The sequence below is a fragment of the Leptospira johnsonii genome (assembly GCF_003112675.1).
GTDB classification, from domain to species: domain Bacteria; phylum Spirochaetota; class Leptospiria; order Leptospirales; family Leptospiraceae; genus Leptospira_B; species Leptospira_B johnsonii.
In genome coordinates this window covers 210942-225217 of record NZ_BFAY01000012.1, presented here as the reverse complement: position 1 = coordinate 225217, position 14276 = coordinate 210942, and the positions used below count along the sequence as shown (strand labels likewise).

At 41.8% G+C, this 14276-nt stretch carries 15 protein-coding genes; 6 read left to right on the top strand and 9 right to left on the bottom strand.

Annotation, left to right across the window (positions count from 1 at the left end; translation table 11 throughout):
- Positions 1–3 precede the first annotated feature (3 nt).
- Both LPTSP_RS18200 and LPTSP_RS18195 read left to right on the top strand, forming a co-directional pair.
- A complete protein-coding gene (locus LPTSP_RS18200) occupies positions 4–1074 on the top strand; it encodes a DUF1574 family protein (RefSeq protein ID WP_108930163.1) in 1071 nt (356 codons plus the stop codon).
- Positions 1071–1403, top strand: a complete 333-nt coding sequence (locus LPTSP_RS18195) for a nucleotide pyrophosphohydrolase (RefSeq protein ID WP_008588869.1) — start codon at positions 1071–1073, stop codon at positions 1401–1403. Before LPTSP_RS18200 ends, LPTSP_RS18195 begins: the two co-directional genes overlap by 4 nt.
- Positions 1404–1405: 2 nt before the next feature.
- On the opposite strand, the gene LPTSP_RS18190 is transcribed toward LPTSP_RS18195, so the two are convergent.
- Together LPTSP_RS18190 and LPTSP_RS18185 are read right to left on the bottom strand one after the other, a co-directional pair.
- Entirely contained in the window at positions 1406–1804 is a 399-nt protein-coding gene (locus LPTSP_RS18190) for an ExbD/TolR family protein (protein WP_108930240.1), read from the bottom strand.
- A 5-nt stretch (positions 1805–1809) separates the two neighbouring features.
- Entirely contained in the window at positions 1810–2286 is a 477-nt protein-coding gene (locus LPTSP_RS18185; RefSeq protein WP_100707512.1) for a MotA/TolQ/ExbB proton channel family protein, read from the bottom strand.
- A 111-nt stretch (positions 2287–2397) separates the two neighbouring features.
- On the opposite strand from LPTSP_RS18185, the gene LPTSP_RS18180 reads away from it, so the two are divergent.
- The 3 genes from LPTSP_RS18180 to LPTSP_RS18170 all read left to right on the top strand — a co-directional run bounded on the left by LPTSP_RS18180 (position 2398) and on the right by LPTSP_RS18170 (position 6646).
- The gene (locus LPTSP_RS18180) at positions 2398–3129 is read left to right on the top strand and encodes a ubiquinone/menaquinone biosynthesis methyltransferase (RefSeq protein ID WP_108930162.1); all 732 of its coding nucleotides are present in this window, start codon (positions 2398–2400) and stop codon (positions 3127–3129) included.
- Between the two features lie 59 nt (positions 3130–3188).
- Positions 3189–5141 (top strand): LruC domain-containing protein, encoded by a 1953-nt coding sequence (locus tag LPTSP_RS18175; protein ID WP_108930161.1) that lies wholly within the window; start codon positions 3189–3191, stop codon positions 5139–5141.
- 152 nt (positions 5142–5293) lie between these two features.
- The gene (locus tag LPTSP_RS18170) at positions 5294–6646 is read left to right on the top strand and encodes a PrsW family glutamic-type intramembrane protease (protein WP_108930160.1); all 1353 of its coding nucleotides are present in this window, start codon (positions 5294–5296) and stop codon (positions 6644–6646) included.
- On the opposite strand, the gene LPTSP_RS18165 is transcribed toward LPTSP_RS18170, so the two are convergent.
- The 7 genes from LPTSP_RS18165 to LPTSP_RS18135 all read right to left on the bottom strand — a co-directional run bounded on the left by LPTSP_RS18165 (position 6643) and on the right by LPTSP_RS18135 (position 13183).
- Positions 6643–8610, bottom strand: coding sequence for a hypothetical protein (locus LPTSP_RS18165; protein ID WP_108930239.1), 1968 nt, complete (start codon positions 8608–8610; stop codon positions 6643–6645). The two genes, LPTSP_RS18170 and LPTSP_RS18165, sit on opposite strands and share 4 nt — an antisense overlap.
- A gap of 154 nt (positions 8611–8764) precedes the next feature.
- Positions 8765–9217: a TraR/DksA family transcriptional regulator gene (locus LPTSP_RS18160; RefSeq protein WP_108930159.1), complete on the bottom strand. Its 453-nt coding sequence runs from the start codon at positions 9215–9217 to the stop codon at positions 8765–8767.
- A gap of 12 nt (positions 9218–9229) precedes the next feature.
- A complete protein-coding gene (rpmG, locus tag LPTSP_RS18155) occupies positions 9230–9382 on the bottom strand; it encodes a 50S ribosomal protein L33 (RefSeq protein WP_010514486.1) in 153 nt (50 codons plus the stop codon).
- A 123-nt stretch (positions 9383–9505) separates the two neighbouring features.
- Positions 9506–10471, bottom strand: coding sequence for a bile acid:sodium symporter family protein (locus LPTSP_RS18150; protein WP_108930158.1), 966 nt, complete (start codon positions 10469–10471; stop codon positions 9506–9508).
- Between the two features lie 3 nt (positions 10472–10474).
- A complete protein-coding gene (locus LPTSP_RS18145) occupies positions 10475–11620 on the bottom strand; it encodes an aminotransferase class V-fold PLP-dependent enzyme (RefSeq protein ID WP_108930157.1) in 1146 nt (381 codons plus the stop codon).
- A 122-nt stretch (positions 11621–11742) separates the two neighbouring features.
- Entirely contained in the window at positions 11743–12486 is a 744-nt protein-coding gene (locus LPTSP_RS18140; RefSeq protein ID WP_108930156.1) for a ferritin-like domain-containing protein, read from the bottom strand.
- Between the two features lie 67 nt (positions 12487–12553).
- On the bottom strand, positions 12554–13183 hold the full coding sequence (locus tag LPTSP_RS18135) for a lysoplasmalogenase (protein WP_108930155.1): 630 nt from the start codon (positions 13181–13183) through the stop codon (positions 12554–12556).
- A gap of 103 nt (positions 13184–13286) precedes the next feature.
- On the opposite strand from LPTSP_RS18135, the gene LPTSP_RS18130 reads away from it, so the two are divergent.
- Positions 13287–14276, top strand: a complete 990-nt coding sequence (locus tag LPTSP_RS18130) for a TerC/Alx family metal homeostasis membrane protein (protein WP_108930154.1) — start codon at positions 13287–13289, stop codon at positions 14274–14276.

Sequence of the window (14276 nt, the reverse complement as noted above, 5' to 3'; positions counted from 1 at the left end):
ATTATGAAAAGAATTCCTTTGTTATATCGCAAAATTCTTTGGATCCCTCTCGGGATCGCTGCTCTATTGATTGTATGGGATAGGATCCTTTCTTCCGAAAAAGTTAGACCTTATACTGAAACAGGTGCAGAATATTATTTTTATAATATGAAAGATAAGGTTCTTTCCACTATGAAGAAAGAAACCGATTCCAAAAAAGAAGACCAAAAGGTGCTCACATTCTTCGGCACTTCTCATATGGGAGAATTTTCCTTAGTAGAATTTGAAAAAGAAAGTCCTGGTCTGATCGTATACAATCTTTCCGGGCCTTCTGCTCCTTATTCTTTTCATAACTTCACTTTAGAAAAACTTCTGAAAAGAAAGATCCCCTTGGACTATGCAATCCTGGAATATTATCCGGATTCGGGAACTGATTTCGCAAATAGATATCCATTACGTTATTCTTATGATTTTCCTTTTTTCTTGAGATACTGGGATATATTCTCCACAAACGAATGGGATAGCTTTCTAAAAGCGAGAGTATTCCGGACTTCCGTATTTCCTCCTAGATTCAAAGAAGCATTTTCTAGGATCAAAAATCCGGGAGAAGTCCAACAACTTGTATTCATTCGCGATATTCTGATCAACGAATCGGACAAGTTTAAGGGAGGTATCCCGAACGGACTTTTGGCGAATACTCCCGAAGATAAATTGGGCTCTGAATCCGAAAGGATCTTTAACGAGTCTTATAAGAATTTCAGAAGTTCTAAGGTCCAAGAATACTTCCTAAGGAATTTTTTGAAAACCGCGAGAGAGAATCATATTAAAGTAGTTTTATGGACTCCTTTATTATACTCCACATTCTCCGAAAAAGTCAGATCCGCCGCATTCTTCCGAGAATGGATAGATCTAAGAAATAAATTGATCCAAGAATATCCGGAAACTTTGGTATTGGATATGGAAGAATATCGTTCCAGAATGAAATGCCAAAAATTCATAGATCCTCATCATCTCAGTGGCGGATGTTATGCGGAGCCCACTAGATTTCTGGTGGAATTTTTGCAGGAAAAAGGAAATCTTCCTAAAAAGAAATGAACTTCGACGAAGCCCAAAAGACGGTAGATGATTGGATCAAAACCATTGGGGTTAAATATTTTTCGGAACTAACAAACCTAGCCATTCTCATGGAAGAAGTGGGAGAATTCTCCCGACTCGTTGCAAGAAAATACGGGGACCAATCTTTCAAAAAGGGAGAAGATCCGGAAGGCCTGTCTAAAGAGTTAGGGGATATACTTTTTGTTCTAACTTGTCTTGCCAACCAAATGGGAATTTCCATGGAAGAAGCTTTTAAGGCTACCCTGGAAAAGAATACGACCCGAGACAAGGATCGCCACAAGAATAATCCTAAGTTAAAGGATCTTTAATATCACTTCTGGCCTTGGACAGCCAATTCTAGGGAAGAAGCTCCACCCCTACTTAATAAATCCAATAATTTTACGATCTCTTCGTAGTTCGCAGTTTTATCCGCAAAAAATCTGACTTCTTTTTCTCTGACCAGTCCTTGCCTTAGTTTTTCTTCCAAGACTGCTTTCTGGATTTTTTCCTCTCCTATTCTATAAGTACCGTCAGGTAAAAGTGCAAATTCTACTCTTTCTCCTTTCGGATCCTCTCCCTGCCCTACTTTAGGAAGTTCTAATGGAATGGATCGGATCTCCTTTCTGAAGCTGACTGCCAACATCACAAAAACTAGAAGTATAAATACTACGTCTATAAAACTGGTCAGGTCTATTCCTGGATCTTCTTCCTTTAGGATCGACTTTCTCATCAATTTCACCTAGGTGGGATCTTTAGCCAGGACAATGCTTCTCTTTCCAAATCCAATAATCTATGTTTTAAAAATTGGAAACCGAATAAGGAAGGGATTGCGACGAACAAACCCAGGATAGTGGTTACGAGCGCGAGTTTGATCCCGCCGGCAAACGCATCCAAGCTAACTGTTCCCGCTGCCTGCAACGAGGAGAATGCTTCGGAAATCCCGAGTACAGTTCCTAAAAGTCCAAGCATTGTCGAGATCCCTGCCAGGTGTTTCATCCAGGAAAGTTTGGTTTCTATCGGGAATAATACTTCTGAAAGTTTTTCTTCCCAAATGGAAGGATTGTTTTCAGTTAAAAAGTTCTGTTTTAAGGATTCTTTTCTTTTAGGAAGAATGCTCCACACATGGATAAACGTTCCAAGATTCCAAACGGAAAGAAGAATGATTAGGCTTGAAACCCAATCCAATCCTTGCAGAAAGCCTAGGTCTTTCATCGTTTTTCCAAAATACGGACACTTCTACTTTCTGTCATCCGAACAAAAATCCAAATCCCTCTTGCGCCTTATAGATCCGTCAAAATCCTGAGGGAAATGGCCTCTTTTCAAATGCCTTCTTCAGATACGAAGGCCGATTTCGTTCGAGTAAATTTCAATAAGATCGCTTCCAAATACGATCGTTTCAACGATTGTAGTAGCTTCTTCTTGCATAGATCTTGGAAGAATAAACTGGTAGAAGAGATCGAAACTGAAACCAAGGGGTCCATCCGAGTTTTAGATCTCTGTTGCGGGACAGGAGATATTTCCGTCCGCCTGGAAAGATCTCTAAGAGTGGAATCTTTACTAAGTTTGGACTTCTCTGAAAACATGTTAGAAGTCGCAAAAACAAGACTCGAAAAACCGATCAACCAAGGTAGAGTCAAGATAGAATGGGGAGATGCAACCAATCTCTCCCAGGTCAAAAGTGAAAGCCTGGACGCAGTCAGCATCGGTTTTGGTCTAAGGAATGTGAACGACCTAGACAAAGCATTGTCAGAAATTTATAGAGTGCTCAAACCCGGAGGGGTATTCGCCAACCTGGACGTGGGAAAGGTCAAAAATCCTTTTATAAAAGCATTCGCCGATTTTTATTTTTTCAGAATTGTTCCTCTTTTCGGTTATGTACTCTGGGGAGGCAAAAACGAGATGTTCGATTATTTGCCGGTTTCTTCTCTTTATTATCCGGACCAAGAAGGTTTAAAATCCAAATTGGAACAAATAGGTTTCGAGAAGGTCAGATATACCAATTTTGTATTTGGGAATAGCGTACTTCATATAGGAAAAAAACCTTTTCGACCGTAGTACCAATCCTTTTCACCCCGTCTCCTTAAGGTAAAGAGATTAGAGTGGGGAGACCCTTCATGAAAAAGTTCCTAGCCTTGGCAATAATTGCCGGGTTCGTTTACAACTGCGGCCATAAGAAGAATGGCCTTTTATTACCGTTTTTTTTCCTAGGAAGCCAACATACCGCAACCGGAGGGGTTCCGGGAAATAGCGGTAGTCCTGGAGTAGTATTTGTTCCAGGAGATGGTTCCGGAAATCCTGTGACCCCACCTGCGGATAGTACGAATAATAGTGGAGGTTCTACCACTACCCCGTCCAATTCTAATTCAGGAAGTGGCAGTTCTAACAGCGGATCGTCCGGTTCTTCTGACCAAACTTCTTCCAATTCGAATACTTCAGATTCTTCTAATACGTCTGGATCTCCTTCCGACACTGCAAGTAATAATAGCGGATCCTCCAATGGAGGAAGTAGCAGTTCTGGATCTTCTGATTCAAACTCCAGCTCTAACTCGGGCTCTTCTTCTGATTCGGGAAACAATACTGCGTCCAGTGGTAATTCTGGCTCTAACGATTCTTCTTCCAGCGGTTCTTCGAATTCTTCCTCTTCTTCCGGAGATTCCAGTGCATCGAATGGGTCTTCTAATAGCGGAAACTCAGGATCTTCTGATAACTCAAACACGGGTTCTAATTCCGATACAGGAAGCGGTTCCAATAATGGATCAGGATCGGGAGATTCTTCTGGAACACCTACTGTAGCTGTAGTCGTGGTAGAAGATCCAAAAGGAGAACCTAGTTTTAACTACAATACTACGATCAATATTCCTTTAAACCTTACCGTTTTGGATAAGAAGTCTAATGTGGTTTCGGGAGCTACTGTCCTAGTATATGATGAAAACAATAATATACTATTCCAAGGTGTTTCCGATTCTTCCGGAAAAGTAACCGGGACCTTAACTGTTCCGACTTCCGTAGGAAATATTACTATAGATATTTCGATCGGCGGAGAATCCATTTCTCAGTACGTAAGTTTGGACTCAGTTCTTGGGATCAACAGAACTATCAGATATGAAGTCAATCTTCCTGCTACCCAAATTGCGGATACTGACAGCGACGGAGTTCCAGACGATACTGATATTTATCCGAACGATGCGACCCGTTCTACCGAAGTAACTTATCCTGCAGAAGGAGTTTTCACCGTTGCATTTGAAGACTCGTATCCTTCCGCAGGTGATGCAGACTTAAACGATTATGTGATCCAATTTAAGAATAAAGAAGATCTAAACTCTTCTGGAAAGATCGTAAGACTGAAAGGAACTTACCAACACGTAGCTAAAGGCGCAGGTTATAGACACCAATTGTTTATCAAGTTGCCTGTGGATGTAGGAGCTTCTATCACTTATAAACTGACCCAAGCGGACGGAAAAGTTGAAGTTGCAACGAACACTGTAAGTGTTACTGCCGCGAACTTGAAATCAGGTTACCAGATCTTCGATGATTCTAACAAAACGATCAGAGGTCAAAACGTTCACCCTGGGGATGTGTTCAAACCTGGATTTGTCGCAACTGTAGAGATCGTATTCAATGCTCCTGTAGAAAGAGCGAAACTTGGATCCTTCCCTTACGATCTGTATGCCTATGTTCTCAATACAAAACAAGAGATCCATTTCCCTGGATTGTATAAGAACAATAACGGAACGGATAAGTATCTGGATAACACAGGATTCCCTTGGGCAATCTTGGTTCCAGGCGCTTGGAAATATCCGTATGAAAAATACGATATTAGAAAGGATTCCGAATCAGGATATTCAGAGTTCAATCTTTGGGTGTCTTCCGGTGGAAAAGAATACAAAACTTGGTACTATGATGTGACCAACGAGTCCAAAGTATTCCCTGTTCCAAGTGATAGTAGCCTACTCGGTTATCTGTTTCTTTCAGTGAAAAAATTTGCGATCTTCTATGCGATGGGATTAGTCATCGCAGGTGGAATTGCGGTTTATTTCCTGAGAAAAAAACAAAGTTTAGTCGCGTAGAGATAACGAACTCCGCTTACAAAAGTTGCGGATTGAAAGGCGTCGCTTAAAATTGTCGAGCGACGCCTTTTTTATTAGGGCCTTCTAGGCTCTTGAAGCCCGGAACTCGGTATCGACCTGTTACCTAAGTTTTTGGGCCGGACTATAAGCGAATGGAAAACTGGATCTTATTAGGCAAACCGATCTCTGCAATTCTCGCCGCATGGTTTTATTGGGACTTTTACCGTAAGACCTACTACTCCGGGCAAGGAAGCACATTCACAAAACTTGCATTCTTTTATGGGATGATCGCAACTGGTATCGCTCTTGCTTGGGAAGTGGGAGTATTCGACTTATTCCAAAATTATCCCGCTTTCTCCAAGGCAATGCTCATAGGAGCTATTCCGGAAGAAACTTCCAAAGCAATCCTGATCTTTTTATTCTTAAAACAGATGAAAAATTCCTCCAACCTTGCGGACGGATTGTATTTCGGTCTTACTTTAGGTGCTTCCTTCGGTTGTATAGAGAATGTATTCTATTCTTTTAAACTGGATTTTTGGCAGGGACTACTTAGATCAGGGACTTCTTTGCCTTTACATACTTTTTCCGGAGGTATATTAGGATTTTTCATTTTAAAATTCCTGCAATCTAGAAAAGGAAATTTTTCCGGATTAGATCTCATCTCCGCATTTTCTTTTTTGGTAATACTTCATGGATTGTATAACTTTCTGCTAATACAAGGGGGCCTCGGGACCGTATACATCCCTTTAATCCTAGGGCTTTCCTTTTTGACCTTAGAATTACTGGTTGTCCAGGCAGAAGTGACGCTCCCATTCGAATTATTACAGGCAGAAAATCTGTATGTGGATGATTATTCAATGATCCGCAAATTTTCCAGATACGATTCTTGGTTGAGAGCGGCACAATCCAAAGAGAATATAAAAGAAATTCCTTTATTAAGAGATCTTTCTACGATTAGATCATTTATCTCCGTAATCCTATTTGGAGTTCCTATCTTCTGTTTGAACTTCTATCTATTCGTTCCGGAATGGATCCCATATTATCTGGCAAATATCACCTCTTTAGAATTTATCACTTTATTCATGGAATATCCTGCCTGGCTCGGGTTTTTGTTCCTGCTAAGAGGTATGATCAATCCGTCATTCTTCCGAGAAAGGATTTTGAAAATCCCATTATTCCTTTCCGTAAACTTAGGCCCAGAAGGAGATGAAGAACCCAGTCTTGCCTATTCACTTTCTAGAAAAGGTTTTTATTCTCCGGTGATCCGAGAGCCGGAACTAAATATAGAAACGACCGTTTCCTTTTATATAGCTGGAAGAAATTTTGAGAAGATACCTGTAGTTCCAGTTTGGAAAAATTTCAGACCGGAAGATCCAAACCATGAAAGCGGTGCTCTGTACAGATTCCCCCGGATCCCTTGGGGACTTTTGGCATGGAGATGGTTTATACGGATCAAACAGCAGTTTAGAAATACATTAGATGCTTTTTCCGGGATAAAAGCTTAACGGATCCGGTTCAGACCGTCAAAATCATCCGTTCCAATATAGAACTCGGATGGTCCTGCTTGGTACCAGGAAATCCTCATCACCTTTGCAGTTAATGTTTTAGCTCCTGCAGGAACCCCTAAACCTACTTGGTTCACTGTAGCATTCAGAGGAGTGCTTCTGGATTGTAATTCTACACCATTCTGATCCGAGAAGATCCAACGAATATAAACCGGTTTTCCTGCTTTAGGTGCTTCTTCCAAAGCAATACGGATGCTGATATTTCCTTTATCACCCAAGACCCAAGACGTTCCTGAACGAAAAGTGTGATATCTTCCCCCAGCCTTCTCTTGGAATTTTGCCTTTGCGGAAAGCTGGTAAGTCTTTCTTTCTTCGTATCTGAATTCCGGTCCTTGCAATTGAGAAGATTGCCGGATAAACGCTTTTGCTGTAAGTCCCAAACCGAATAGCAGGCAAACCAGATTGAAAGCAGGAACCATCCACCATTTTGGCAAGGTTCGGGTAGAAGGTCCGGAAGCGCTCAAAAACCATAGTAACAGAAAACCTAATATTCCAGCTCCGCTGGTCCAAGGTTCGAAGAATGTAACAGGAAAGAATAGAAGTGGTAAAAACCAATAAGAAGTCCTGGTAAATGACTCCAAACCCACCCAAACAAAGAACAGAAGGAAGAATAAGATCCCACCTTCCGAAAGTAGAAACACCCAAGAAGTTAATGCAAAGTCCTGAGTCCCGTTTGGAGGATATGCACCTCTTGGTCCGGACTCGATCCAATGCAGAGCAAATCCGCCGAATCCTTGTCCGAATATCGGAGCTTCTTTGAACCAATTCCAGGCCGAAAGGGTTTGTACCCAACCGTCCTTCCAGAAGATCTCCAGCATTTTGGAGAAGGTTTTGCCCTTGGTCCATGCGTTAGACGCATCTTCTCGGATCAACTGCCAAGGAGTGAAGGACCAATCCATTCCTCCGATAAAATAGACTCCTACCAAAACGGAGATAGTCCCAAGAACTACGAATGGAATAAAAGAATATTTCCAGATCGGATTTCTGAATCCCCTTTGGTAAGTAAGTCCTACCACCAAAGCAGTTTGGAAAATGATCAGAAGCCAATAACCCGAGCTTTGGTATCTTCCCGCTAGGCCGAGCGAAATAAATACTGCAATACTTAATAGAACTCTAGAAGAGATCCTCCAGTTCCTACTATGGATCTGGTAAAAGAAAAATCCGAATAATATAGGCATTCCAATTCCGAAAGAAGAAGCATCCGGAAAGAATGCTGAGACTCCAAATGTTTCCGCATTCCCTGCCGTAAAAGGAAAATCGGTAGAAGGAGCAAGTCCTTGGATCGCGCCTAAAATTAAATTCGCAGTGAATCCTGCAGTGATCCCGGTTCTCCAATGTTTTCCAGGAGGGTCCGTATCATGAGAACTTGTTTCTTCTGCAAAGAAGTATAAGAATGCCGATAACCAAGAACCTATACTGTCCAAGCTCAATGCAAACGCATACTTAGAAGAGATCCCGGAAGAATACTCAGTATCCTGCAAGATCCAAGAAGTCAGAGGATCTGTTCCGAAATAGGCAAGCAGTCGATCTAAAAGCAAAAATACTGCTAAGATTAAAAACGCAGTTCTAGGATTTTTAGTGAACTCCAAAGAATTCTTATAAGGACGGTTTATATAAAAATATCTTAATACAGGATCGTCGTCGTTCGCGGGATGACCGTAAAAAGTGGAGATATATTGTCTTAGGAATATCCCGAAAATCGCTCCTGCAAATAGAGCAGATAGGTATAAATATCCACCCTCTCCATAAAGCAATAACCCAGGAGAAAGTAGCGCGAATGCAGCAGTGAACATTCTACCGGACTTTCTATGATGGAGATTGGGAAGTAATCCAGCTAGGAACTGGATCCATACAATTCCCAGGTTCCCATCCGGATCTCTTACTACAAGTGTCCAACGCAGCAATAGGTAGGACAAGATCACTGTTAAAATCAGTGTAAGAAAGGTAGGAGTTTTAAGAGGCCTCAATCGGGCGAAAAGATTTGGCACGAATTGGAAATGCTCGCCGAAAACGAGTAGATTTCAATCCAAAAAAATAGGCTGGATCGGGTGCGGAGAATTAATCGTCCAGAGAATCTGGATCGGACGGAATTTTATAGGTCCCAGTCAGGGTAGTGGAAAGTGGACCTTTTTTGCCGGAAGCCTTGTGTTTGGAAACAGCCTCGGCGTATTCTACAGTATAACGAGTCCAAGGGATTGCCTTCAGTCTGGCTAAAGGAATTTTTTTGCCGGTCCCCTCGCAAATGCCATAGGAACCGTCCTCGATCTTCTCGAGAGCCACGTCGATTTCTCGGATGGTCTCGATCTCCGACTCGGTTAAAACGGAACTCAACATCTCTTCGTTGATTTCCGACGCGATATCTGCGATATCTCCCATTTCTTTCAGGCCGGAAGGTTTGCTATTATCTTCCCACTTCGCATACTTCTCCAATAGAGAGTTTTTTCTCTCCATTAGAAGGTCCGATATTTCGCTCAGGACCTTTTTATCGTATGCAGCTTTTTTAGTCACCATCTGGATTTGGAATTATACCTTGGATTCCTTATGTTCGACGTGGGCACGGCAAAATTTACAAAATTTTTTCGTTACCAACTTCTCGGATTTCGCCTTTTTGTTCTTTGTCTGGAAGTAAGAATTTTTCTTACAAACCTGGCAAGAAAGCTTAATGATCTCTCTCATGACGGATGATACTCTTAGCTAAGATTGGCCCAAATAGGAATCCACCGATTAGACCAGAATTTTGGCCGCTCAGTTTACCCTATTCGGACTGATTATGCTATAAAAAAAAAGGATAGCCAAAAATCAAGGAAGATCGGCTGAAATTAGCGATTTTTCCCTTTCTTCCTGGGGAACGGACCTTCTCCAGATCCCTGCGAGAACACTTCCGATCAAAGAATGCACAAAACTGGAAATTGCGGCGGGAATTGCCACCAAAGGGTCCGAAAAATTGTTCCGGGAGAGAACTGCACCCAATCCGCTGTTTTGCATCCCCACTTCTATAGAAACTGTACGAGCTACTACAAAAGATTTGGTCCCAAAGTAAGCTGCCCAATATCCGAAAAAATACCCTGAAATATGAAGCAAAAATACAGAAGAGATCAAATGAAATCCGGAACGGATCACTGCTTCTTTTCCGGAACCTATGATGGAGGCAACGATCAGAGTGATTAGGATCACTGCAATCAAAGGAGAAACGATTTTCACCTTCTCCGCAAATTTAGGAGTATAACGATTTAATAAAATTCCTAAGATCACCGGCAGGATCACTACCTGGACTGTATCGAAAAACAGACCGGAGGCGTTTGCACCTACACTATTCCCTACCAAAAACAAGGTGAGAAGCGGGGTCATGAGAACAGATAAAACTGTGGAGATCGCAGTCATTGTAACTGAAAGTGCAAGGTCCCCTCTTGCTAAAAAGGAAACTACATTAGAAGCAACTCCCCCGGGACAACAGGAAACTACTATAATACCTACCGCCAAAGGAGCGGGAAGTTGGAAGAAGTTCCCCAAAAACCAACCTGTCAAAGGCATGATCGTATATTGGCCGATCACACCGATCAGGATCGGTTTAGGAGCCTTAAATACTCTTGTAAAATCTTCCGTTCTTAGGCTGATCCCCATCCCGAGCATAGTCAGTCCTAAACTGTAAGTGATCCAAGGTCCCTTAAATCCATGAAGGACTGAAGGAAAAAACCAACTGAGTGTCACACCGCAAACCACCCAGAGTGGAAATAATAGGGCCGCCTTTTCGAAAATGGACGCCACAGATTATCTCGAGAGAAGGTCCACTACCCTGTCCAATTGTTCCTTGGCCAGATAAATATGAGGAGAAAAACGTATCCTTCCCAATCGAAGCGCGCACATTACTCCGTTCTTCTTGAGATCGGATACCATGTTTTCCATGGACTCTCCTTCTTTTTCTGCGACTACAATCCCGGTTTTAAAATCGGGAAAATGGTCCGAAGCAAGTTTCCAACCTGCATCTCTGAGTTTGTCGGAAAGATAATCTGCGAGTTCGTAAATTCTTTCCATAGAATTATGAAAACCCACTTTATGAAGCATTTCTAATGTGGACTGGAAATAGACCCAATCTATAAAATTCACCGTAGAAATTTCATAACGATCTGTACCTTTTAACTCTTCTCTATAAGGTAGATACACTTCGTCGTTTACTACGGAACCGGTACCTTTAAATGGGAAATTTAGGCCTTCTAACTTTTCCTTAGCAATGTACAAAACCCCAAGTCCTAAAGGCCCGAGTAACCATTTCCAAGCAGGGAATGCCATATAAGAAATCCCCATTTCTCTAGGACGTACAGGAAGAAGTCCCACTCCTTGGGCCCCATCTAAAACGAACTCTATCCCTTTTTCGGCCAAATAACTTCCGATCTCTTCCAATGGGAAAGGCATTCCAGTGCACCAATGCACTGCAGAAAGGCTCACTACTTTTACATCCGGAGTGATAGAAGATTTTAAGTTTTCTAAAAATCCATCCGGAGTTTCCGACATAGGTACGAAAGAAATGGAGACCCCTTTTTCTTTCCAATGTTCCCAAGGATAAATATTAGAAGGATATTCGTTTTCCAAAAGAAGGATACGATCCCCTGCTTTAAGTTTCAAACCTAGGGAAATAAATCCGATCCCTTCGTTTGTATGATGGATCAGAGAAAGTTCTTCTGCATCCACGCCTAATAATTCAGCAAGAATGGTACGGATCACTTTTTTAACAGTTGGGTATCTGCGTACATCGGTTTGGCCACCTCTTGTAGCATAACCTTGCAGGTATTCGTTTACCGCATGGATCGTGTCCGTGTTTACGGGGGTGGTCCCGCAATTGTTTAACCAGATCATTTCCCGGTTTATCGGGTATAAATGTTGTAGTTTGGTCCAATCCGGACTAGGATTCGTTTTCATCTCGGGGCTAGATTGGATCTGTCCTTAGCAGGGAAAACTTCTTTTTTAAGAACTTCTTCCAAAAGGTTTAAACTCCGAGCCAAAGGCGAAACCGGGAAACAAAGTTCCCGGTTTTCTAGTTCTTACTTTTTCTTTTTGGAAGCGGCCTTTTTCTTGGGAGCAGCTTTTTTAGGGGCAGGCTTTTTCTTAGCCGCGACCTTAGCTTTTTTAGGAGCAGCCTTCTTTACTACTTTTTTAGCCGCAGCTTTTTTGACAGGTTTAGAAGGTTTCAGCCCTTTAGAAACCTTATTGTTAGGCTTAGAATTCCCTACAGCTTTTGCTACCTCTTCCGCTTGTTCGTCCCAGAAGTAAGCTCCGCCTGCGGAACTAGTCTGGTCGAATGTATTCAACTCAGCTTCGAGCAAGGATTGGTAATTATGGCTGTAGTCCATGAGCTTAGAAAACAATAGTCTAATATTCGAATCTTCGAATTTAGTGGTGAGCTTTTCGTAGAATGCTACCGAGTTCTCCGCTTCTCTGATCGCGAGTTCGAGAGCCTCGTGAGCGTCCTTGGATCCGGAACCACTGATAATAGTACGTTCCACCTTATTCATGATCTTTTGGATGGTGGTTTGGTGGAATTTATGAATTGCAGCCAATTGTTTTAAGTTCGGAAGTTCGGCGCCTTCTGCTACCTGATAGATCTCTTGGATGAATTTGATATGTTCATCCACTTCCTCTGCGAGCTTTTCGAATAATTCCCTAGTTCTTCCCGGAGGGAGTTTTTCGTACGTATCCATATAAAATTCGAAGTAGTCCTTCTCATGCTGGATCGCAGCCGCCACGGCTTCTAAAAATGTAGTTTCTTTTAAAGGTTTAATACTCATTCTGCATACTCCGGTCGCGACAATTCTAGGGGATTTTCAAGTCGGTTCAATAATAATTTTTTCTATTTTATTCCTCTTCTTCTTGGGAAAGATAGATCAAAAATTGAGCTATATAGTAAGTCGACATCACCCAAACTCCGTGGAAAGGAAGTTTGTTCGGAGTGAATTGTCCGAGCGCGATGATAGAATCGGAAATAATAAAACTGATCGCTCCCAAAATTCCCAACCATCTGTCTCTCGAAGAAACTTCTCTAGCCGCGGATCTCCAACCCATTACGCAGATTGCTGACACGTAAACCGCAACTGGAATGGTTAACGCAGGTGCAATCCCAGGAAGAAGCCAATAAAAATAAGAAACACCGAAAAGAACATAAGGGATTAATCTTAAGAAATGTACTGGATTTCCCCAAGAAAAGCTAACGGAATATGCTACCTGAGCGATTAAGAAACTGCCCAAACCGAAAACAAAATATTTGTCGGGGAAAGCTAAGATCGTATCTCCTCCGAGTGAAAATACCAAACCGATACCGAGCCAAATCCCTACTCTGGTTTTCCATCTTCCTTCTCCCACACTTAACGCGATTAAATATAGAATAGGAACAATTTTGGAAATCAAACGAAGTAGAAATATGTCTGAACCTAAAAATAGAACTCCTAAATGAACCAGGGCCAAAATTGGGAATATAATATAAATCATTAAGAGCTCCTAATCTCCAAACACCCGGCGATTTGGGATTGTCTTCCAGATCAAACCGAGGAACCTGTCTTTCAAAGGCCCAAATTGGGCCCCGGAAGCAGCGATGATCTCGTTTAGCCAAAAAGATTCTACACTTTTTCTTATTTTTTCTGTCGTGGTAGGCCTTTTGATTTATTTGGACCTATTCGTAATGAATAAAAGAGCCCATAAGCTCTCTCTCAGAGAGTCGGGTTACTGGACTCTGTTCTGGGTCACTCTTGCTTTCAGTTTTTCTCTTTTAGTTTATATCTTCCACGAAGACCCGAGTAACCCCGGACTTGCAAAACAAAAGACCCTGGAATTCTTAGCGGGATATCTTCTGGAATATTCACTTTCTGTGGATAATCTTTTCGTGTTCATCATGATCTTTGCAAAGTTCAGGATACAGTCCCAATACCAACCCATGATCTTAAAATGGGGGATTATAGGCGCATTGATCTTCCGAGCAGCAATGATCTTTTCCGGCGCTGAATTAGTTTCTAGATTTGAATGGATCCTATACCTTTTCGGAATCTTACTTCTCTACTCCGCATGGAAGATGTACTTCCATGACGAAGAAGAAGATTTCGATCCGGAAGAAATGAAACTTCTGAAGTACGCTCGCAAAGTTCTTCCTATCTCCAAAACATTCCATCCGGAAAAGTTTTTGGTAAAAGAACATGGAAAAACTCTTTTTACTTCTACTTTCCTGATATTGATCGTTGTGGAATTCAGCGATATTCTTTTCGCGATCGATTCTATTCCTGCGATCTTCTCCATTACCCAAGATAGTTTTATCATCTATACATCTAACGTATTCGCGATCCTAGGACTCAGATCTTTGTTCTTCCTTTTGGGAGGAGTAATGGAACTGTTCGTGTATCTAAAAAAAGGAGTTTCACTTCTACTTGCGTTTGTGGGAGTAAAACTTCTTCTTCCTGCGTTTTCCGGATATGTTTTCGGAAGAGTGATCCATGTATCTATTGAGATCTCTTTGGTGGTGATCGTAGGAACTCTATTATTTTCCATACTCGCTTCCATACCTCATTATCTTAAAACGAAAAAAGGAGCCTGA

Coding starts and splice junctions, on each gene's coding strand:
- LPTSP_RS18145 (WP_108930157.1), bottom strand. CDS start 11,620: ATGAAAACGAATCCTAGTCCGGATTGGACCAAACTACAACATTTATAC.
- LPTSP_RS18190 (WP_108930240.1), bottom strand. CDS start 1,804: ATGAGAAAGTCGATCCTAAAGGAAGAAGATCCAGGAATAGACCTGACC.
- LPTSP_RS18130 (WP_108930154.1), top strand. CDS start 13,287: ATGATCTCGTTTAGCCAAAAAGATTCTACACTTTTTCTTATTTTTTCT.
- LPTSP_RS18185 (WP_100707512.1), bottom strand. CDS start 2,286: ATGAAAGACCTAGGCTTTCTGCAAGGATTGGATTGGGTTTCAAGCCTA.
- rpmG (WP_010514486.1), bottom strand. CDS start 9,382: ATGAGAGAGATCATTAAGCTTTCTTGCCAGGTTTGTAAGAAAAATTCT.
- LPTSP_RS18140 (WP_108930156.1), bottom strand. CDS start 12,486: ATGAGTATTAAACCTTTAAAAGAAACTACATTTTTAGAAGCCGTGGCG.
- LPTSP_RS18180 (WP_108930162.1), top strand. CDS start 2,398: ATGCCTTCTTCAGATACGAAGGCCGATTTCGTTCGAGTAAATTTCAAT.
- LPTSP_RS18135 (WP_108930155.1), bottom strand. CDS start 13,183: ATGATTTATATTATATTCCCAATTTTGGCCCTGGTTCATTTAGGAGTT.
- LPTSP_RS18160 (WP_108930159.1), bottom strand. CDS start 9,217: ATGGTGACTAAAAAAGCTGCATACGATAAAAAGGTCCTGAGCGAAATA.
- LPTSP_RS18195 (WP_008588869.1), top strand. CDS start 1,071: ATGAACTTCGACGAAGCCCAAAAGACGGTAGATGATTGGATCAAAACC.
- LPTSP_RS18200 (WP_108930163.1), top strand. CDS start 4: ATGAAAAGAATTCCTTTGTTATATCGCAAAATTCTTTGGATCCCTCTC.
- LPTSP_RS18175 (WP_108930161.1), top strand. CDS start 3,189: ATGAAAAAGTTCCTAGCCTTGGCAATAATTGCCGGGTTCGTTTACAAC.
- LPTSP_RS18170 (WP_108930160.1), top strand. CDS start 5,294: ATGGAAAACTGGATCTTATTAGGCAAACCGATCTCTGCAATTCTCGCC.